The 19,535-nt window shown below is 66.9% G+C and carries 11 protein-coding genes and 1 riboswitch; of the genes, 6 read left to right on the top strand and 5 right to left on the bottom strand.

What is annotated here, in order from left to right:
* Nucleotides 1–732: a precorrin-2 C(20)-methyltransferase gene (locus Q9316_RS18000; protein ID WP_306035351.1), complete on the top strand. Its 732-nt coding sequence runs from the start codon at nucleotides 1–3 to the stop codon at nucleotides 730–732.
* Nucleotides 729–1,493, top strand: a complete 765-nt coding sequence (locus Q9316_RS18005; RefSeq protein ID WP_306032934.1) for a precorrin-3B C(17)-methyltransferase — start codon at nucleotides 729–731, stop codon at nucleotides 1,491–1,493. The genes Q9316_RS18000 and Q9316_RS18005 overlap by 4 nt, the downstream gene beginning before the upstream one ends.
* Here the strand turns inward: Q9316_RS18005 and Q9316_RS18010 are convergent.
* A complete protein-coding gene (locus Q9316_RS18010; protein WP_306032935.1) occupies nucleotides 1,457–2,227 on the bottom strand; it encodes a cobalt-precorrin-6A reductase in 771 nt (256 codons plus the stop codon). The two genes, Q9316_RS18005 and Q9316_RS18010, sit on opposite strands and share 37 nt — an antisense overlap.
* Between Q9316_RS18010 and cbiE the strand changes: the two genes are divergently transcribed.
* Both cbiE and cobM read left to right on the top strand, forming a co-directional pair.
* Nucleotides 2,211–3,482 (top strand): precorrin-6y C5,15-methyltransferase (decarboxylating) subunit CbiE, encoded by a 1,272-nt coding sequence (cbiE, locus tag Q9316_RS18015; protein ID WP_306032936.1) that lies wholly within the window; start codon nucleotides 2,211–2,213, stop codon nucleotides 3,480–3,482. The two genes, Q9316_RS18010 and cbiE, sit on opposite strands and share 17 nt — an antisense overlap.
* Nucleotides 3,479–4,240, top strand: a complete 762-nt coding sequence (gene cobM, locus Q9316_RS18020; RefSeq protein ID WP_306032937.1) for a precorrin-4 C(11)-methyltransferase — start codon at nucleotides 3,479–3,481, stop codon at nucleotides 4,238–4,240. The genes cbiE and cobM overlap by 4 nt, the downstream gene beginning before the upstream one ends.
* Here the strand turns inward: cobM and Q9316_RS18025 are convergent.
* The gene (locus Q9316_RS18025; protein WP_306035352.1) at nucleotides 4,237–5,091 is read right to left on the bottom strand and encodes a LysR substrate-binding domain-containing protein; all 855 of its coding nucleotides are present in this window, start codon (nucleotides 5,089–5,091) and stop codon (nucleotides 4,237–4,239) included. The genes cobM and Q9316_RS18025 overlap by 4 nt on opposite strands.
* Nucleotides 5,092–5,168: 77 nt before the next feature.
* On the opposite strand from Q9316_RS18025, the gene Q9316_RS18030 reads away from it, so the two are divergent.
* Complete coding sequence (locus Q9316_RS18030; protein WP_306032938.1) at nucleotides 5,169–6,203, top strand: YeiH family protein; 1,035 nt, start codon at nucleotides 5,169–5,171, stop codon at nucleotides 6,201–6,203.
* Nucleotides 6,204–6,209: 6 nt separating this feature from the next.
* Here Q9316_RS18030 and metH read toward each other — a convergent pair whose 3' ends face one another.
* The 3 genes from metH to Q9316_RS18045 form a co-directional block, all read right to left on the bottom strand.
* Nucleotides 6,210–10,001 (bottom strand): methionine synthase, encoded by a 3,792-nt coding sequence (gene metH, locus Q9316_RS18035; protein WP_306032939.1) that lies wholly within the window; start codon nucleotides 9,999–10,001, stop codon nucleotides 6,210–6,212.
* Between the two features lie 85 nt (nucleotides 10,002–10,086).
* Complete coding sequence (locus Q9316_RS18040; protein ID WP_306032940.1) at nucleotides 10,087–10,302, bottom strand: hypothetical protein; 216 nt, start codon at nucleotides 10,300–10,302, stop codon at nucleotides 10,087–10,089.
* A 100-nt stretch (nucleotides 10,303–10,402) separates the two neighbouring features.
* Nucleotides 10,403–10,620: riboswitch (cobalamin riboswitch) on the bottom strand.
* Between the two features lie 214 nt (nucleotides 10,621–10,834).
* The gene (locus Q9316_RS18045) at nucleotides 10,835–11,017 is read right to left on the bottom strand and encodes a hypothetical protein (RefSeq protein WP_306032941.1); all 183 of its coding nucleotides are present in this window, start codon (nucleotides 11,015–11,017) and stop codon (nucleotides 10,835–10,837) included.
* Between the two features lie 22 nt (nucleotides 11,018–11,039).
* Here Q9316_RS18045 and Q9316_RS18050 point away from each other — a divergent pair, with 22 nt between their 5' ends.
* Nucleotides 11,040–19,523: a GH36-type glycosyl hydrolase domain-containing protein gene (locus Q9316_RS18050; RefSeq protein ID WP_306032942.1), complete on the top strand. Its 8,484-nt coding sequence runs from the start codon at nucleotides 11,040–11,042 to the stop codon at nucleotides 19,521–19,523.
* Nucleotides 19,524–19,535 lie beyond the last annotated feature (12 nt).

Genomic DNA, 19,535 nt, shown 5'->3' on the forward strand with positions numbered 1-19,535 from the left:
ATGACGATGACGGGACGACTCTACGGCGTGGGCACGGGGCCTGGCGATCCGGAACTCCTGACGCTGAAGGCCGTGCGCGCGATCAGCGAGGCCGACGTGCTCGCCTATTTCGCCAAGGCAGGCCGCGCCGGCAATGGCCGCGCCATCGTCGAGGGCCTGCTCAAGCCCGGCATGGCGGAGCTGCCGCTCTACTATCCGGTGACGACCGAGATCGACAAGGACCACGACGACTACAAGCGCCAGATCACGGCCTTCTACGACGCCTCGGCCGCCGCCGTGGCGGAACACCTTGCAGCCGGCCGCACCGTCGCGATCCTCTCGGAGGGCGATCCGATGTTCTACGGCTCCTACATGCATCTGCATGTGCGGCTCGCCGACCGGTTTCCCACCGAGGTCATTCCCGGCATCACGGCGATGTCCGGCTGCTGGTCGCTCTCGGGCCTGCCGATCGTGCAGGGCGACGACGTGCTCTCCGTGCTGCCCGGCACGATGGGCGAGGCGGAACTGTCGCGCCGCCTCGTCGACACCGAGGCCGCCGTCATCATGAAGGTCGGCCGCAACCTGCCGAAGATCCGCCGGGCGCTGTCGCAGGCCGGCCGGCTCGGCGAGGCGATCTATGTCGAGCGCGGCACGATGACGACCGGCAAGTCCATGCGCCTCTCGGAAAAGCTCGACGATACCGCGCCCTATTTTTCGCTGGTCCTCGTGCCCGGCTGGAGCGCGCGCGGATGACCGGCAAGCTTTTCGTGATCGGCACCGGCCCCGGCAATCCCGACCAGATGACGCCGGAAGCGCTCCACGCCGTCGAAGCTTCGACCGAATTCTTCGGCTATTTCCCCTATATCGACCGGCTGGATCTGAGGCCGGACCAGATCAAGGTCGCCTCGGACAATCGCGAGGAGCTGAACCGGGCCCAGGCCGCCCTCACACGGGCGGCGGCGGGGGTGAATGTCTGCGTCGTCTCGGGCGGCGATCCCGGCGTCTTCGCCATGGCGGCCGCCGTCTGCGAGGCGATCGATGCCGGGCCGGAGGAATGGAAGTCCGTCGATCTCGTCGTCGTGCCCGGCGTCACGGCCATGCTGGCGGTCGCCGCGCGTATCGGCGCGCCGCTCGGCCACGATTTCTGCGCCATCTCGCTCTCCGACAACCTGAAGCCCTGGGAGATCATCGAGAAGCGGCTGCGCATGGTCTCCGAGGCCGGTCTCGTCATCGCGCTCTACAACCCGATCAGCAAGGCGCGGCCCTGGCAGCTCGGCCGCGCCTTCGAGGTCCTGCGCGAGACGCTGCCGGCGAAAACGCCTGTCATCTTCGGCCGCGCCGCCGGCCGGCCGGACGAACGCATGCTGGTCATGCCTCTGGGCGAGGCCGAGGCCGAGCGCGCCGACATGGCGACCTGTGTCGTCATCGGCTCGCCCGAGACGCGCATCATTACCCGCCCATCCCTGCCGGATCTCGTCTATACGCCGCGATTCCTGAAGGACGCGGCGAGATGATCGACAAGCCGCAGCGCATCCTCGACCGTCTCGGCCCGGTGGCCGCCATCCGCGCCCGTCCGCTCGACCAGCACGACGGGAAGGCCGAGGATGCGCGCGGCGACGATCTTGCCATGGGTGGCATCGCCGCCGGAATTCTTGCTGACGATGATATCGATGTCATGGTCCCGCAGCAGCGCTACCTCCGCCTCGACGGCGAACGGGCCGCGCGCCAAGAGGTATTCGACATCGGGCGCATCCAGCGGCGGATCGACGGGATCGACGCTGCGCACCAGATAATGGTGCTGCGGCGCCGCGTCAAAGGCCTTCGCCTCCTGCCGGCCGATGGCGAGGAAGACGCGGCGCGGCTGCGCACCCAGCGCCGCCACCGCCTCGCCGACCGAGCCGACCCGCATCCAGCGGTCCCCCTCCGCCTCGTCCCAGCCGAACCGCTCCAGCCGCAGCAAGGCAATGCCGGCCGTGTCGCTCGCCGCACGGGCATTGGCGGAAATCTGCCTTGCGAAAGGATGCGTTGCATCGACAAGGAGATCGACGGCCTGTTCAGTGAGATAGGCGGCAAGTCCTGCCACGCCGCCGAAACCGCCGCTGCGCACCGGCACCGGCTGCGGCGCAGGATCGAGCGTGCGGCCGGCGAGCGACAGCGTAACGGCAAGATCGGCCCTGCCGGCGAGGCGGGCCGCAAGTTCGCGCGCCTCGGCCGTGCCGCCCAGTATGAGGATGCGTCTCTTGTCCACGCCTGATCCAGCCCTTTCCACCGCCGCCCCATGGCTCACCGTTGTCGGGATCGGCGAGGATGGTCTAGCCGGTCTCGGCGACGCGGCCAAGGCCGCCATCGCCGCCGCCGAGCACGTTTTTGGCGGCGCGCGGCACCTGGAATTGGCCGATGCCGCGATCCGCGGTGCGCGGCACGCCTGGCTCAGCCCCTTCGAGCGCTCCGTCGAGGCGGTGCTCGCCGCACGCGGTCACCCCGTCGTGGTGCTTGCCTCGGGCGATCCGTTCTTCTACGGCGTCGGCGTCACGCTGTCGCGGCGGATAAAGCGGGCGGAAATGCGCGTCTTCCCGGCACCGTCCGCCTTCAGCCTCGCGGCCTCGCGCATGGGCTGGGCCTTGCAGGACACGGCCTGCGTCTCGCTGCATGGCCGCCCCCTCGACCTCATCCGCTCGCACCTGCACCCCGGCAGCCGCATCCTTGCCCTGACCTCGGACAGCGACGGGCCGGCCGCGCTCGCAGCGCTGCTGACCGAAAGCGGCTTCGGCGCCTCCACTTTCATCGTTCTCGAAGCGCTCGGCGGCGCGCGGGAGCGGGTGAGCCACCATCGGGCGGACCAGTTTTCGCTCGCGGATGCGGACATGCTGAATGTCTGCGCCGTAGAGGTTACGGCCGCGGAAGGCGCGCGCGTCCTCGCCTGCACGCCCGGCCGCGACGACAGCCTTTTCGAGCATGACGGCCAGATCACCAAGCGCGAGGTCCGCGCCCTGACGCTCTCGGCGCTCGCCCCCCGGCGCGGCGAACTGTTGTGGGATATCGGCGCCGGCTCCGGCTCCATCGGCATCGAGTGGATGCTGGCCGATCCGTCGTTGCGAGCGATCGCCATCGAGGGCCATGCGGAGCGCGCTGCCCGCATCCGCCGCAACGCGAAGGATTTCGGCGTGCCGGGCCTTGCGGTTATCGAAGGCGCGGCGCCGCAGGCGCTCGCCGGGCTTGCCGCGCCGGACGCCGTCTTCATCGGCGGCGGCGGCAGCGAGGCGGGCGTGATGGATGCGGCGCTTGCCGGTCTCAAGCCCGGCGGGCGGCTCGTCGCCAATGCCGTCACGACGGAAATGGAGGCGGTGCTGCTCGCCCAGCACGCCCGGCTCGGCGGCTCGCTGGTCCGCATCGATATCGCACGCGCCTCGCCCGTCGGACAGATGACGGGATGGCGGCCGGCCATGCCGGTGACACAATGGAGCTGGGTGAAGCCGGCCAAACATATCGAGGATAAAGAATGACCGTCCACTTCATCGGCGCCGGCCCCGGCGCCGCCGACCTCATCACCGTGCGCGGCCGCGATCTCATCGGCAAATGCCCGGTCTGCCTCTATGCCGGCTCCATCGTCTCGCCGGAACTGCTGCAATATTGCCCGCCCGGCGCGCGCATCGTCGATACGGCGCCAATGTCGCTGGACGAGATCGAGGCGGAGTATCGCCGCGCGGCTGCGGCGGGCGAGGACGTGGCGCGGCTCCATTCCGGCGACCTCTCGGTCTGGAGCGCCGTTGCCGAACAGATCCGCCGGCTCGAAAAACACGGGATCGCCTATACGATGACGCCGGGTGTCCCCTCCTTCGCCGCCGCCGCTGCCGCGCTCGGCCGCGAACTCACCATTCCGGCCGTCGCGCAGAGCCTCGTGCTCACCCGCATTTCCGGCCGCGCCTCGCCCATGCCGAACCGCGAGACGCTGGCGGGCTTCGGCGCGACGGGTGCGACGCTCGCCATCCACCTCGCCATCCATGCGCTCGACACGGTGGTCGAGGACCTGACCCCGCTCTATGGAGCCGATTGCCCGGTGGCGATCGTGGTCAAGGCCTCCTGGCCGGACGAGCGCGTGGTGCGCGGCACGCTGGCCGATATCGCTGAAAAGGTCGCGGCAGAACCGATCGAGCGTACGGCGCTGATCTTCGTCGGCCGCACGCTGGCGGCGGAAGATTTTCGCGAAAGCTCGCTTTACGATCCCACCTACCAGCGCCGTTTCCGTGGCCGGGGCGACTAAAGCAAATCTTCAAAAGCGAGCGCGGCCTTGGAACGGTAGCGCTCCTTGTGCCGCAGCAGGCGGAAGGCGCGTTCCGGCAGGTCGAAGGCGATGGGCACAAGCCGGCCGGCCGAAAGGTCGTCCCGCACGACGAATTCCGAAACGGCCGTCAGCGCATCGCCTGATAGCACGGCGCTGCGCACCGCCTCGTTGGACGGAAGCGACAGCGCGATATCGAGCAGCGCCTCGTCGAGCACCGATGTCAGCGCGCTGCGCGTGCCGGAGCCGGGTTCGCGCAGCACCCAGCGCGCCCTGGCGAGATCGTCGGGCGTGACGGCTTTTTCCGCCAGCGGATGACCGGACGGCGCGACGACCACCACGCGGTCGCGCGCAACGACTCGCTGCGACAAGGCGGGATGGTCCACCGCGCCTTCGACGAAACCGAGTTCCGCCCGGCCGTCAAGAATCGCGTCGGCAACCTGTTCCGTATTGCCGCCCATCATGCGGATGTCGATGGCCGGATAGGATTGGCGGAAACGCATCAGGCGCGGCGGCAGCCAGTAGCCGCCGGCGGTCTGGCTGGCGGCCAGCGCCAGCGTGCCGCGCTTCAGCCCGCCGATCTCGGTGAGGAAGAGGTTCGCACTTTCCGCGCGGGCAAGCGTCGCCTTCGCCTCCGGCAGGAAGGCGAGCCCCGCCTCCGTCAGCGCGATCCGCCGACCCGTCCTGTGGAACAAGGCCGTGGCGTAGCGCTCCTCCAGCACACGGATCGCCGAGCTGACGGCCGAGGGCGTCAGGTTCAGCGCGTCCGCCGCCCGGGTCAGGTGCTCCCGTTCCGCCACGGCGATGAAGATGCGGAGCTGTTCCAAGGTCATCATTGTTCGATCCGATCGAATGAAATGTCAGATATTTACCGATGGATCGAATGGTTTTTCAAGCGCATCGTCGACGCATGGAAAATTCACCTAACAAACAAACAATCCTTGGAATTCGCACCTTGCTGCCGGGCATGGCCCTCTCCGCTTTCGTTTCCGGCCTCGCCGTGCTTGCCGAACGGCTGGAATTGCGGCTGACGGGCGGTGCGTGGATCGAGGCGCTGGTGCTGGCGATCCTCATCGGCGCAGCCTGCCGGCTGCTGCTGCGCCGGCCGGAAGCCTTCGATCCCGGCATCGCCTTCTCGGCGAAGTATTTCCTGGAAGTCGCCATCGTGCTGCTCGGCGCGGGCGTCAGCGCCACGGCGATCGCCGGCATGGGCCTGCCGCTGATCGGCGCCATCGCCGCGGTGGTGGCCGTGGCGCTCGTCGCCAGCTACGGCATCGGGCGCGGCCTCGGCCTGTCGCGCCGGGTCGCGCTGCTGGTGGCCTGCGGCAACTCCATCTGCGGCAATTCCGCGATCGCGGCCACCGCGCCGGTCATCCGCGCCGATGCGGAGGACGTCGCCTCCTCCATCGCCTTCACCGCGGTTCTCGGGATGGTCACGGTGCTGCTTTTGCCGGCGCTGGTGCCGCTGCTCGGCCTGTCGGCGACGGGCTATGGCGTGATGGCGGGCATGACGGTCTATGCGGTGCCGCAGGTCCTGGCGGCAACCGCGCCGGTCTCCGCGCTCAGCATCCAGATCGGCACCTTCGTCAAGCTGGTGCGCGTGCTGATGCTGGGACCGGTCATCTTCCTCCTGTCGCTGCTGTCGGGCAAGGCCGGCGGGCGCCGTCCGGCGCTGCACCGGCTCGTGCCGTGGTTCATCCTCGGCTTTCTCGCCATGCTTGCCGCGCGCAGCGTCGGGCTGATCGATGCCGGGCTGGCGGGGACGATGAGCAGCGCCGCGACGGTGCTGACCATCCTTTCCATGGCCGCACTCGGCCTCGGCATCGACCTCAGGCGCGTGATGCGGGCCGGGCCGCGGGTGACCGCGGCGGTCGTGCTCTCGCTCGGCGTGCTGGTCCTCGCCAGCTACGCCATGGTGCTCCTGTTGAACCTCGCGACGGCCTGAGAGAGATCAGGCCGCGTTCTCCCGTACGGTCGTCGGCACGTAGTTGAGCACCGGCCCGAGCCAGCGCTCGACCTCGGGGACCGTCATGCCCTTGCGGCGGGCATAGTCCTCGACCTGGTCGCGCTCCACCTTGGCGACGCCGAAATAGTAGCTTTCGGGCGCGGCGATGTAGAGGCCCGAGACGGAGGAGCCGGGCCACATGGCATAGCTTTCGGTCAGTTCCACGCCGATCTCCTTCTCTGCATCAAGCAGGCGGAACAGCGTCGTCTTTTCCGTATGGTCCGGCTGGGCGGGATAGCCGGGCGCCGGGCGGATGCCGGCATAGGGCTCGCCGATGAGCTCCGTCGGGGCGAAGGTCTCCTCGGGCGCATAGCCCCACAGCTCCTTGCGGACGACTTCGTGCATGCGCTCGGCGAAGGCTTCGGCGAAACGGTCGGCGAGCGCCTTGACGAGGATGGAGTTGTAGTCGTCATTCGCCCGCTCGAAGCGCTCGGCAATCGCGATCTCGCCGATGCCGGCCGTGACGACGAAGCCCCCGAGATAGTCCTGCCGGCCGCTGTCGACGGGCGCGACGAAGTCGGAAAGCGCCACGTTCGGCCGGCCGTCGCGCTTGGAAAGCTGCTGGCGCAGCGTGAAAAAGGTGGCAAGTTCCTTGTTGCGCGCCTCGTCGGTGAAGAGGCGGATATCATCGCCGACCGTGCCCGCCGGCCAGAAGCCGACGACGGCCTTCGGCGTGAACCATTTTTCCGCGATGATCTTTTCCAGCATCGCCTGCGCGTCGGCAAAGAGCTGGCGCGCCGCAGGGCCCTGCTTCTCGTCGTCGAGGATCTTGGGGTAGACGCCCTTCAGCTCCCAGGTCTGGAAGAACGGCGTCCAGTCGATGTAGCGCGCAAGCTCCGCAAGGTCCCAGTCCTGCCAGACGCGGGTGCCGAGGAAGGACGGCGCCTTCGGCGTATAAGCGGACCAGTCGGCCTTGAAGGCGTTGTCGCGGGCCTTGGCGATGGGCAGGCGCTGCTTTTCCGCCTCGCTCCTGGCATGGGCATCGGCGACCTTGCGGTATTCCGCCTTCAGCGTCTCGACATAGCCGGGCTTCATGTCCGCGGACAAAAGGCTGCCGACGACGCCGACGGCGCGGCTCGCATCGGTGACATAGACCGCCTGGCCGCGGTCATAGCGCGGATGGATTTTTACCGCCGTATGCACGCGGCTCGTCGTCGCCCCGCCGATGAGAAGCGGGATGTCGAAGCCTTCGCGCTCCATTTCCGCGGCGACGTGCACCATCTCGTCGAGCGAGGGCGTGATGAGGCCGGACAGGCCGATGATGTCGACCTTCTCCGCCTTCGCTGTTTCCAGGATCTTCGTCGCCGGCACCATGACACCGAGGTCGATGATCTCGTAATTGTTGCAGGCGAGCACGACGCCGACGATGTTCTTGCCGATATCGTGCACGTCGCCCTTGACCGTCGCCATCAGGATTTTTCCCGCGCTCTGCCGCTCGCCGCTGCCGCCATTGGCAAGCTTTTCGGCTTCCATGTAGGGCAGCAGAACGGCGACGGCCTGCTTCATCACGCGGGCGGATTTCACCACCTGCGGCAGGAACATCTTGCCGGCCCCGAAGAGGTCGCCGACGACGTTCATGCCGGCCATCAGCGGCCCCTCGATGACATGCAGCGGGCGCTCGGCGTTCTGCCGCGCCTCTTCCGTGTCCTCTTCGACGAATTCGGTGATGCCGTTGACCAGCGCATGCTCCAGCCGCTTTTCCACCGGCCAGTCGCGCCAGGCAAGATCGCGTTCCTTGGCCTCCTTGCCGCCCGAACCTTTGAAGCGCTCGGCGATATCGAGCATGCGCTCGGTGGCGGTGCCGCCGGCCTTCGGCACGCGGTTCAGCACCACGTCCTCGCAGGCCTCGCGCAGGTCGGCCTCGATCGTGTCGTAGACGGCGAGCTGGCCGGCATTGACGATGCCCATGTCCATGCCCGCCTGGATGGCGTGGTAGAGGAAGACGGCGTGCATCGCCTCGCGCACCGGCTCGTTGCCGCGGAAGGAGAAGGAAAGGTTGGAGACGCCGCCCGAGATATGGGCATGCGGCAGGCTCGCGGTGATCTCGGCCGTCGCCTCGATGAAGTCGACGCCGTAATTGTCGTGCTCCTCGATGCCGGTGGCGACGGCGAAGATGTTCGGGTCGAAGACGATATCTTCAGGCGCAAGGCCGGCGACCTCGGTGAGCAGCTTGTAGGCGCGGGTGCAGATCTCCACCTTGCGCGCCTTCGTATCGGCCTGGCCGGTCTCGTCGAAGGCCATGACGACGACGGCCGCGCCATAGGCGCGCACGAGTTTCGCATGGTGCAGGAAGGCTTCCTCCCCCTCCTTCAGCGAGATCGAGTTGACCAGCGGCTTGCCCTGCACGCATTTGAGACCCGCCTCGATCACCTCCCATTTCGAGGAGTCGATCATCACGGGCACGCGGGCGATATCCGGCTCGGCGGCGATGAGGTTGAGGTATTCCACCATCGCCCTGCTGGAATCGATCAGCCCCTCGTCCATGTTGATGTCGATGACCTGCGCACCGTTCGCCACCTGGTCGCGCGCGACGTCGAGGGCGGCCGCATAGTCGCCCGCCGTGATCAGCTTGCGGAATTTCGCCGAGCCGGTGACATTGGTGCGCTCGCCGACATTCACGAAGGGAATGGCCTCGGTCAGCGTGAAGGGTTCGAGGCCGGACAGCCGCATATGGCGCGGGATGTCGGGGATTTCGCGCGGCTTATGGCGTGAAGCCGCCTCGGCGATGGCGCGGATATGGTCCGGCGTCGAGCCGCAGCAGCCGCCGACCACGTTGACCAGTCCGTCGCGCATGAAGCCTTCGATCTGGGCGGCCATCTCGTCCGGCGTCTCGTCGTACTGGCCGAAGGCGTTCGGCAGGCCGGCATTGGGATAGGCGCAGACGAAGGTCTGGGCGACAGCGGAGATCTCGGCGAGATGCGCGCGCATGGCGTTGGCGCCGAGCGCGCAATTGAGGCCGATGGAGAACGGATCGGCATGGCGAACCGAGTTCCAGAAGGCCTCCGGCGTCTGGCCGGAAAGGGTGCGGCCGGAAAGGTCGGTGATGGTGCCCGAGATCATGACGGGCAGGTCGATGCCCTTTTCCTCGAAGACCTCGCGCGTGGCGAAGATCGCCGCCTTGGCGTTCAGCGTGTCGAAGATCGTCTCGATGAGGATGATGTCCGCTCCGCCGTCGATGAGGCCGCGCACCTGTTCGGCATAGGCGATGCGAAGATCGTCGAAGGTGACGGCGCGGTAGCCGGGATTGTTGACGTCGGGCGAGATCGAGGCCGTACGGTTCGTCGGGCCGAGCGCGCCGGCGACGAAGCGGCGGCGGCCGTCCTTCTCCTGCGCGCGCAGGCCGGCGCGGCGGGCAAGGCGCGCGCCGTCGCGGTTCAGCTCATAGACCATGTCCTCCATGCCGTAGTCGGCCTGGGCGATGGTGGTGGAGGAGAAGGTGTTGGTTTCGAGGATATCGGCGCCCGCCAGCGCATAGCGGTAGTGGATGTCCTCGATCGCGCCCGGCTGGGTCAGCGTCAGGAGGTCGTTGTTGCCCTGCTGGTGGCAGGCGCAGTCGCCGAAGCGTGTCCCCCGGAAATCGTCCTCGACCAGTTTCAGCGTCTGGATTTCCGTGCCCATGGCGCCGTCGAGCACCAGGATGCGCTCCCTCGCCGCGGCCTGGAGCGCCGCGAGGATCTCGCGCCCGTCGCGCGGCGGCAGTTCGGGGCCGAACAGGGTGTCCAGGTGGGAGTTGGCCATGGCAATGCGCCTCCGGTGTGCAAACTAACACGACCGAAGTCACATAAAGATATCTTTATGTCAACATGCGTTTATGCGATTGCGCCTAATGAATCGGCCCGTCCGCACCCGCAAGCGAGGCGAACAGCGTCCTGAGGCGCGCGATGTCGGGATCGGCGCCCTCGTATTGCGACAGCTTCTTCATCTCCTTCAAAGCCTCGACCGCAAGGTCGGCGCCGCGCGGCTGCCAGAGCAGCCAGGAGATGAAGACGGATTCCGGCTTGCCGGTGCCGGAAGACTGGTTCTCTGTGAATGCAAACATGTCTTCCCCAATCGAAAATTGGGGGATGCCGGACGCACGCTGCTGGAATTTCGCCGAAAGGCGAAAGCAGACGCACACCATTGGGACACCCCGCCCATGGACGTTACGAACTGTCAGGGCAGGTCTCCTGGCTTGCGGGTCATAGCGTCCGTCTCGCCTTCCCGGTGTCTCACCAGTGGCATCGAGCGACAGAAACTCGCCGTTCACAGTTGCGGGGGCAGCGCCGGTCTTGCTGCTCCGTCAGGAGCAATCGCACCGGCTTCCCTCTTAGCCTCCGAGCCGCACACGACTCGGAAGACCCTGACGGTCGCCAAACTGGCGCGGCGGGGCCGCCAAGTCAATGGCGCGGACAGCCATTTACAGGGGAGCAAAAAAAACGGGAACTTTTCTTCGACCCGTGCATTTCCACTTAGCCGGCACCATGCGCCGGCTCGCCCTGGGGGAGGGACGGGCGATTCACCAAAACCGCAGATGAGGGTCCATGCTGCGCCATCACGCCCTGTTGACAGGTTGCAAGTCTCTGTCCTTACGGCTAAAAAATGCCGTTTTCATGCACCACGCGGCCAGGATGCCCATCAGCGTGTCGCTTGAGCCATATCGAACCGTGAAACGCCTTGGCGGCGTGGCCCGGTGTCATGGCTGAACGCGGCACCGAGATGAAGCCTGCCCGCAAAAAACCTTCCGACGCAAAGGCCGTCGCCGGTTGGTTCAACATGGCCGGATCCAGAATCAGAAATATGCCCCTTCATAATACGCCGCATACTCCGCGCGACGCCGATGCCAAGCAGATCGACTATAACGATTCGATCCGCGCCACCTATCTGACGCTGGAGGAGCTGGCCGCGTGCGGTGAAGCGCTCGCCCGCGAGAAGACGGCATCCCTGCCGGGCTACCGGCCGTTCGAGTTCCGGCCACGGCACAAGGAAAACGAGAAGGAGATCTTCCGCGTCTACCAGGCAACCGCCAAGGACGTGGAGGCAGGCGCCCAGATCACGCCGGCGGCCGAATGGCTGCTCGACAACTACTACGTCATCGAAGAGGCGATCCAGGAGGTCCGGCGCGACTTCCCCCGCCGGTTCTTCAACCAGCTCTCGACCCTGGAGATCGAGGGGCAGCCGATCCCCCGCACGCTGGCGCTCGCCTGGATCTATGTCGCCCATACCCACAGCGGCGTCACCGAGGAAAGCCTGACGGCCTTCGTGCAGGGCTTCCAGAAGCTCGACGCGCTGAAGATCGGCGAGCTCTGGGCGCTGCCTTCCTTCATCCGCTTCGTGCTGCTCGAAAACCTCCGCCGCATTTCCAGCCGCGTCGAGCGTTCGCGCAAGATGCGCTTCAAGGCCAATGAGGTGGCCGACGAACTGGTCCGCCTCAACGATCCGGAAAAGTGCATCGCGCATCTGCGCTCGATGGAAAGCTTCACCGAGGACAACACCTTCGTGATCCAGCTTCTCTATCGCCTGCGCGACGGCCTCCAGGCCTCCGGCGCGGTGATCCAGTGGCTGGAACGCAAGATCGAAAGCCGCGGCACCGATCTCGAAGAACTGATCGTCGCCGAGAACAACCGGCTTTCCTCCGGCAATGTGACGATGAGCGCGCTCATCAAGAGCCTGCGCACCATCGACGATACGGAATGGCCGGTCTGGTTCGAAAGCGTCAGCCGCCTCGACGAGGCGCTGCGCCAGGGATCGGACTACAGCGACCTCGATTTCGGCTCGCGCAACAAATACCGCAATTCCATCGAACGCTTCGCCCGGCGCTCCGGCAAGACCGAGCTGGAAGTCACCGAAACGGCGCTCGCCATGACCGCGGAAGATGCCGCCGCGCATGTCGAAGACCTCGACTACGAGGCCAATGTGGCCGCCTTCCTGGTCGGCAAGAAGCGCAAGCTGCTGGAAAAGCGCATCGGCTACCGCCCGACGATCGTCCAGCGCGTCGTGCGCCTCACCCGCAAGCTCGACTGGCTGGCGATCGCCGGCCCGAACATCATCCTGACGCTGCTGGCGATGATCGCGGTCTACTATTTCCTCGACCAGCTCGATATTCCTGATGGCGCATGGCTGATCATGCTCATCCTCTTCGCGCTGCCCGCTTCGGAAGGCGCGACCGGGCTCTTCAACACGCTCGTCACCTTCTTCGTGACGCCCACGCGTCTCGTCGGCTACGAGTTCAAGGACGGCATTCCGCACGATGCGCGCACGCTCGTGGTCGTGCCCTGTCTCATCTCCAAGCGCGACCATGTCGACGAACTGGTGCGCAATCTCGAGGTCCACTACCTCGCCAATCCGCGCGGCGAGATCTATTTCGCGCTCGTCAGCGACTGGGCCGACAGCCAGGCGGAGGAATCGCCGGCCGATCTCGACGTGCTCGACTATGCCAAGCGCGAGATCGCGACGCTGTCCAACCGCTACGGCTATGACGGCCGCACGCGCTTCTACCTCCTGCACCGCCGGCGCCTCTACAATCCGTCGGAAGGCGCGTGGATGGGCTGGGAGCGCAAGCGCGGCAAGCTGCACGAACTGAACCTGCTCTTGCGCGGCGACGGCGACACGACTTTCCTGCCGGGCGCCAACATCGTGCCGGCGGACGTCAAATACGTCATGACGCTCGATTCCGACACGCGCCTGATGCGCGATGCGGTGACCAAGCTCGTCGGCAAGATGCACCACCCGATCAACCGCCCCGTCATCGACGAGGCGACGGGCGAGATCACCGCCGGCTATTCCATCCTCCAGCCGCGCGTCACGCCCTCGCTGACGACGGGCAAGGAAGCCTCCACCTTCCAGCGCATCTTCTCCGCCGACCGCGGCGTCGACCCTTACGTCTTCACCGTTTCCGACGTCTACCAGGACCTTGCCGGCGAAGGCACCTTCACCGGCAAGGGCCTCTACCATGTCGACGCTTTCGAGGCGGCCGTGAAGGGCCGCATCGAGGAGAACTCGGTGCTCAGCCACGACCTGCTCGAAGGCTCGCTGTCGCATTGCGCGCTGGTGACGGATGTCGAGCTGGTCGAGGACTTCCCGACCCGCTACGGCGTCGAGACCTCGCGCCAGCATCGCTGGGCGCGCGGCGACTGGCAGCTCCTGCCCTATCTCTTCAGCCCGACGAGTGGCATTTCCATGCTCGGCCGCTGGAAGATGTACGACAACCTGCGCCGCAGCCTCATCCCCATCGCCTGGCTCGTCGCCTCCGTCATGGGCTGGTACTACATGGAGCCGCGCCAGGCGCTCGTCTGGCAGCTCGTGCTGATCTTCCTGCTCTTCGTCGCCCCGACGCTCTCGCTGATCTCGGGCGTCATGCCGCGCAGCAGCGACATCGTCGCGCGTGCCCATGTGCACCGCGTCTTCTCCGATATCCGCGCATCCAATGCCCAGGTCGCGCTGCGCATCGCCTTCATCGCCCATTCGGCCGCCCTGATGGGCGACGCCATAGCGCGGTCGATCTACCGCACCTTCGTCAGCCGCAAGCTGATGCTGGAATGGCGCACGGCCGCGCAGGCCGACAGCACGGCCCGCGGCGGCATCCTGGCGCACTACAAGTCCATGTGGCAGGCGCCGGCGCTGGCCGTGGTCTCGGTCGCGCTCGCCATGGTCTCGAACACGGGCCTGCCCTTCATCGGCGTGCCCTTCGCGCTCGTCTGGGCGCTCTCGCCCGTCATCGCCTGGTATGTCAGCCAGACGGCGGAGACCGAAGACCAGCTCGTCGTCTCCGACCACGTGGCAGGCGAGCTGCGCAAGATCGCACGGCGCACCTGGCGCTACTTCGAGGAGTTCGTCACCGCCGAGCAGCATTTCCTGCCGCCGGACAATTTCCAGGAGACGCCCCAGCCGGTGCTCGCCGAGCGTACGTCGCCGACCAATATCGGCGTCTACCTGCTGTCGGTCATCTCCGCGCGCGACTTCGGCTGGCTCAGCTTCGAGGAGACGGTTCGCCGCCTCGAGCAGACCATCGCCACGATCGACGGCATGCCGAAATACCGCGGCCATCTCTACAACTGGTATCGCACCAACACGCTGGAAACGCTGGGCCCCCGCTATGTCTCGGCGGTCGACAGCGGCAACCTTGCCGGCCACCTCATCGCGGTCTCCTCCATGTGCCGGGAATGGGCGGAAGCGCCCTCGGCGCATCTCCAGGGCAGCCTCGACGGCATCGGTGACGTCGCCTCGATCCTCTCGGAGACGCTGAAGCAGCTTCCCGACGACCGCAAGACGGTCCGCCCGCTGCGCCGCCTCATCGAGGAGCGCATCGAGGGCTTCCACAATGCGCTCGCCGCCGTCAAGCGCGAGCACGAATTCGCCTCCATTCGCGTCATCAACCTCTCGGTGCTGGCGCGTGACATCAACAAGCTGATCGTCAATCTCGACCACGAGATCAAGTCCGCCGAAAGCGGCGAGCTTGCCGGCTGGGCCGGCGCGCTGGTCGCCACCTGCGAGGCGCATATCGCCGACAGCGTGTTCGACCTCGGCAGCATCGAGCAGTTGCGCAATCGCCTGATCGTGCTGCGCGACCGCTCGCGCGACATCGCCTTCTCGATGGATTTCGGCTTCCTCTTCCGCCAGGAACGCCGCCTGCTCTCGATCGGCTACCGCGTCGAGAGCAACGAGCTGGACGAGGCCTGCTACGACCTGCTCGCCTCCGAAGCGCGCCTCACCAGCCTCTTCGCCATCGCCAAGGGCGACCTTCCCACCGAGCACTGGTACAAGCTCGGCCGCCCGGTCGTGCCGGTCGGCTCGCGCGGGGCGCTGGTCTCCTGGTCGGGCTCGATGTTCGAATACCTGATGCCGCCGCTCGTCATGCAAGAGCGCCAGGGCGGCATTCTCAACCAGACGAACAATCTGGTGGTGGTCGAGCAGATGAACCATGGCCGCCGCCTCGGCACGCCCTGGGGCATTTCCGAAGCGGCCTTCAACGCCCGCGACCACGAGCTGACCTACCAATACACCAATTTCGGCGTGCCGACGCTCGGCCTCAAGCGCGGCCTCGGCCAGAACGCCGTCATCGCGCCCTATGCCTCGCTGCTGGCCGCGCAATATGCGCCGAAGGAAGCACTCGAAAACCTCGAGCGCCTGCGCAAGCTCGGCGCGCTCGGCGTCTACGGCTTCCACGACGCGGTGGACTTCACGCCGACGCGCGTACCGGAAGGCAAGACCTGCGCGGTGGTGAAGAACTACATGGCGCACCATCACGGCATGTCGATCGCCGCCGTCGCCAACGTCGTCTTCAACGGCGCGCTGCGCGAACGCTTCCATGCCGATCCGGTCATCGAGGCCGCCGAGCTGCTGCTGCAGGAAAAGGCGCCGCGCGACATTCCGGTCATCAACGCCAAGCGCGAGCCGGAAACCGTCGGCAGCACGCAGGCCGACCTGCTGCGCCCGGAAATCCGCAACTTCAAGGACCCGATCGCAAGGGAACGCGAGACCGTGTTCCTGTCGAACGGCCACTATTCGGTCATGCTCACGGCGACCGGCGCCGGCTATTCGCGCTGGAACGGCCAGTCCGTCACGCGCTGGAAGCCCGATCCAACGGAAGACCGCTGGGGCTCCTTCATCTTCCTGCGCGATACCGCGACGAACGAGTGGTGGTCCGCCACCGCCGAGCCGAAGCGCATCGAGGGCGAGGAGACGAAGACCCAGTTCGGCGACGACAAGGCGGAATTCCTCAAGACCGTCGGCAAGCTGACGAGCGAGGTCGAATGCATCGTCGCCACCGAGCACGATGCGGAGGGGCGTCGCCTGACGCTGCTCAACACCGGCACGGAAGACCGTTTCATCGAAGTGACCTCCTACATGGAGCCGGTGATTTCGACGGACGATGCCGACAGCGCCCACCCGCTCTTCTCGAAGATGTTCGTGCGCACCGAGATCGGCAAGCGCGGCGACGTCATCCGCGCCGAGCGCCAGAAGCGCAACCCGAACGAACCGGACATGGCGATCGCCCACCTGATCGTCGACAATGCCGGCCCTTCGCGCCGCACCGAGGCGGAAACGGACCGTCGCCGCTTCATCGGCCGCGGCCGCTCGCTGACGACTGCCGCGGCCTTCGATGCCGGCGCGCAGCTCTCCGGCACGGACGGCTTCACGCTCGACCCGATCCTGGCCTTGCGCCGCGTGGTGCGCGTCCCCGCCGGCAAGAAGGTCAAGGTCATCTTCTGGACCATCGCCGCGCCGAGCCGCGCCGAGGTGGATGCCGCTATAGACCGCTACCGCCACCCGGATGCATTCAACCACGAAATGATCCATGCTTGGACGCGCTCGCAGGTGCATATGCGCCATGTCGGCGTCACCTCGCAGGAGGCGGCGAGCTTCCAGATGCTCGGCCGCTATCTCACCTATCCGGACATGCATCTGCGCGCCGATACCGGCACGATCCAGACCGGCCTTACCGCCCAGTCGGCGCTTTGGCCGCTGGCGATCTCGGGCGACTTCCCGATCGTCGTCCTGCGCATCAACGACGAGATCGACCTCGACGTCGCCCGCGAGGCGCTGCGCGCTCAGGAATATCTGCGCCATCGCGGCGTGACGGCCGACCTCGTGATCCTCAACGAGCGCGCCTCCTCCTATGCGCAGGACATGCAGCACACGCTCGACCAGATGTGCGAAAACCTGCGCATGCGCGGACAATCGGACGGCGTGCGCCAGCATGTCTTCACGGTTCGCCGCGACCTCATGGAGGTCTCCACCTGGCAGGCCCTGCTGGCGACCGCCCGCGCCGTCTTCCACGCACGCAACGGCTCGCTTGCCGATCAGGTCGCCCGCACGGCCTCGCTGTTTTCCACGCCGCGCAGCGAGGAGGAAGCGAAGGCGGAAGCGCTGCCGAAGCTCCCGGCTCCGGCCGGCGAGCCGGTCGCCATCGACGGCGAGGGGCTCTCCTTCTGGAACGGTTTCGGCGGCTTCAATGCCGACCGCCGCGAATATGCCGTGCGCCTGCGCGGCGGCGAAGCGACGCCGCAACCGTGGATCAACGTCATCGCCAACCGGGAATTCGGCTTCCACGTTTCGGCGGAAGGCGCCGGCTTCACCTGGAGCCGCAATTCGCGCGATTTCCAGCTGACACCCTGGACCAACGATCCGGTGATCAACCGTCCCGGCGAGGCCTTCTATGTGAAGGACCGCGAGCGCGGCACGGTGATGACGCCGTTCGCCACTCTCTCGCGCAAGCCGATCGTCAAGTTCGAGACCTGGCACGGCCTCGGCTATACCGCCTTCCGCAGCTGGGAGGACGATATCGAGCTCGATCTCGTCCAGACGGTCGATCCGGAAGACCCGGTCAAATATTCGCGCCTCGTCGTGAAGAACACCGGCGAGACCGAACGCCGCCTCTCCGTCTGCGGCTATGTCGAATGGGTGCTGGGCAACAATCCCGCCAAGACCGCGCCCTTCGTGCTGACCAGCCAGGACGAGGAAAGCGGCGCGCTGTTCGCCACCAACCCCTACAGCCTGGATTTCGCCGGCCGAACCAGCTTCTTCGCCGTCGACGCGCCGCTCTCGGGCTTCACCGCCCGGCGCCGCGACTTCATCGGCCGCACCGGCGACATCGTGCAGCCGGCGGCGCTCGCCTCCGGCCAGCCGCTGCCCGGCAATTCTGACGGTATCGGCGACCCCTGCGCGGCGCTCGCCGTGGATATCGCGCTGAAGCCCGGCGAAAAGCGCGAACTTCTCTTCGTGCTCGGCGACACGGCCGATGCGGACAGCGCCCGCGCGCTCGCCGACAAGGCCCGCACCGCCGATTTCGACGCGGTCATGGCCTCCGTCCGCGCCTTCTGGGAAAGCTTTACCGGCACGTTGCAGGTCAAGACGCCCGATCCGGCGCTCGACCGCATGCTCAACGACTGGCTGCCCTACCAGGCTCTCGGCTGCCGCATCATGGCCCGCACCGCCTTCTACCAGGCAAGCGGCGCCTATGGATTCCGCGACCAGTTGCAGGATACGCTGGCCTTCATCCTGCATCGCCCGGAACTCGCCCGCTCGCAGATCCTCAACGCGGCTGCTCGCCAGTTCGTCGAGGGCGACGTGCAGCACTGGTGGCTGCCGGACACCGGCGCCGGCGTGCGCACCATGATCTCCGACGACGTCGTCTGGCTCGCCCATGCGGTGGAATACTATTGCCGCGTCACCGGCGACCGTGGCGTGCTCGACGAGAAGCTTGCCTTCATCGAGGGCCCGCCGCTCGCCGAAGGCCAGCATGACGCCTTCTTCAAACCGGGCCGCGCGGCGGAGGAAGCGCCGCTTTACGACCATTGCGCCCGCGCGCTCGATCTCGCGCTCCAGCGCACCGGGGAGAACGGCCTGCCGCTCATCCTCGGCGGCGACTGGAACGACGGCATGAACCGCGTCGGCGAGGCCGGCCGCGGCACCAGCGTCTGGCTCGGCTGGTTCCTCGCCGGCACCCTGCGCGGCTTTGGCGCCATCGCCCGCGAGCGCGGCGACCAAGCCCGCGCCGATCGATGGGAAAGCCATCTCGCCCGCCTGAAGGAAGCGCTGGAGACCGCCGGCTGGGACGGTAGCTACTACCGCCGCGGATACTATGACGACGGCACGCCGCTCGGTTCGGCGACAAGCGCCGAATGCCGGATCGATTCCATCGCGCAGAGCTGGAGCGTGCTCTCCGGCGAAGGCGACGCGGAGCGGTCCCGGCAGGCAATGGACGCGGTGATGGCGCAGCTGGTCGACAAGGAGAACGGCATCATCCGCCTGTTCACCCCGCCGCTCACCGAGACCCCGCAGGATCCCGGTTACATCAAGGCCTATCCGCCGGGCGTGCGCGAAAACGGCGGCCAGTATACCCATGCCGCGACCTGGGTCGTGATGGCGCTGGCGCGCCAGGGCCGGGGCGACGACGCCTTCGCCTGCCTCGACCTCCTCAATCCCGTCAAGCATGCGCTCGATCCGGACACTGCCGAGCGCTACCGCGTCGAACCCTATGTGGTGGCCGCCGACGTCTATGGCGAAGGCGAGCGCACGGGACGCGGCGGCTGGAGCTGGTATACGGGCTCGGCCGGCTGGCTCTACCGCGCGGCCGTCGAGGGCATCCTCGGCATCCGCAGGGAGGGCGGCCGCCTCTTCGTCGATCCGGTGCTGCCGGCGGCGTGGAACGGCTACAGCGCGACGCTGACCCTCGACGGCAGGAAACTGTCCGTCCGCGTCGACCGCGGCGATGACGGTGGATGGCAGGCGATCGTGAACGGCACTGTCATCAAATCTTCAAACGAGGGCTATTTGCTCTGATCCACGCCACGT

It is taken from the genome of Shinella zoogloeoides (assembly GCF_030733845.1).
In the GTDB taxonomy this organism is placed as follows: domain Bacteria; phylum Pseudomonadota; class Alphaproteobacteria; order Rhizobiales; family Rhizobiaceae; genus Shinella; species Shinella zoogloeoides_C.

Coding starts and splice junctions, on each gene's coding strand:
- cbiE (WP_306032936.1), top strand. CDS start 2,211: ATGCGTCTCTTGTCCACGCCTGATCCAGCCCTTTCCACCGCCGCCCCA.
- Q9316_RS18045 (WP_306032941.1), bottom strand. CDS start 11,017: ATGTTGAACCAACCGGCGACGGCCTTTGCGTCGGAAGGTTTTTTGCGG.
- Q9316_RS18040 (WP_306032940.1), bottom strand. CDS start 10,302: ATGTTTGCATTCACAGAGAACCAGTCTTCCGGCACCGGCAAGCCGGAA.
- metH (WP_306032939.1), bottom strand. CDS start 10,001: ATGGCCAACTCCCACCTGGACACCCTGTTCGGCCCCGAACTGCCGCCG.
- cobM (WP_306032937.1), top strand. CDS start 3,479: ATGACCGTCCACTTCATCGGCGCCGGCCCCGGCGCCGCCGACCTCATC.
- Q9316_RS18000 (WP_306035351.1), top strand. CDS start 1: ATGACGATGACGGGACGACTCTACGGCGTGGGCACGGGGCCTGGCGAT.
- Q9316_RS18005 (WP_306032934.1), top strand. CDS start 729: ATGACCGGCAAGCTTTTCGTGATCGGCACCGGCCCCGGCAATCCCGAC.
- Q9316_RS18050 (WP_306032942.1), top strand. CDS start 11,040: ATGCCCCTTCATAATACGCCGCATACTCCGCGCGACGCCGATGCCAAG.
- Q9316_RS18030 (WP_306032938.1), top strand. CDS start 5,169: ATGGAAAATTCACCTAACAAACAAACAATCCTTGGAATTCGCACCTTG.
- Q9316_RS18025 (WP_306035352.1), bottom strand. CDS start 5,091: ATGACCTTGGAACAGCTCCGCATCTTCATCGCCGTGGCGGAACGGGAG.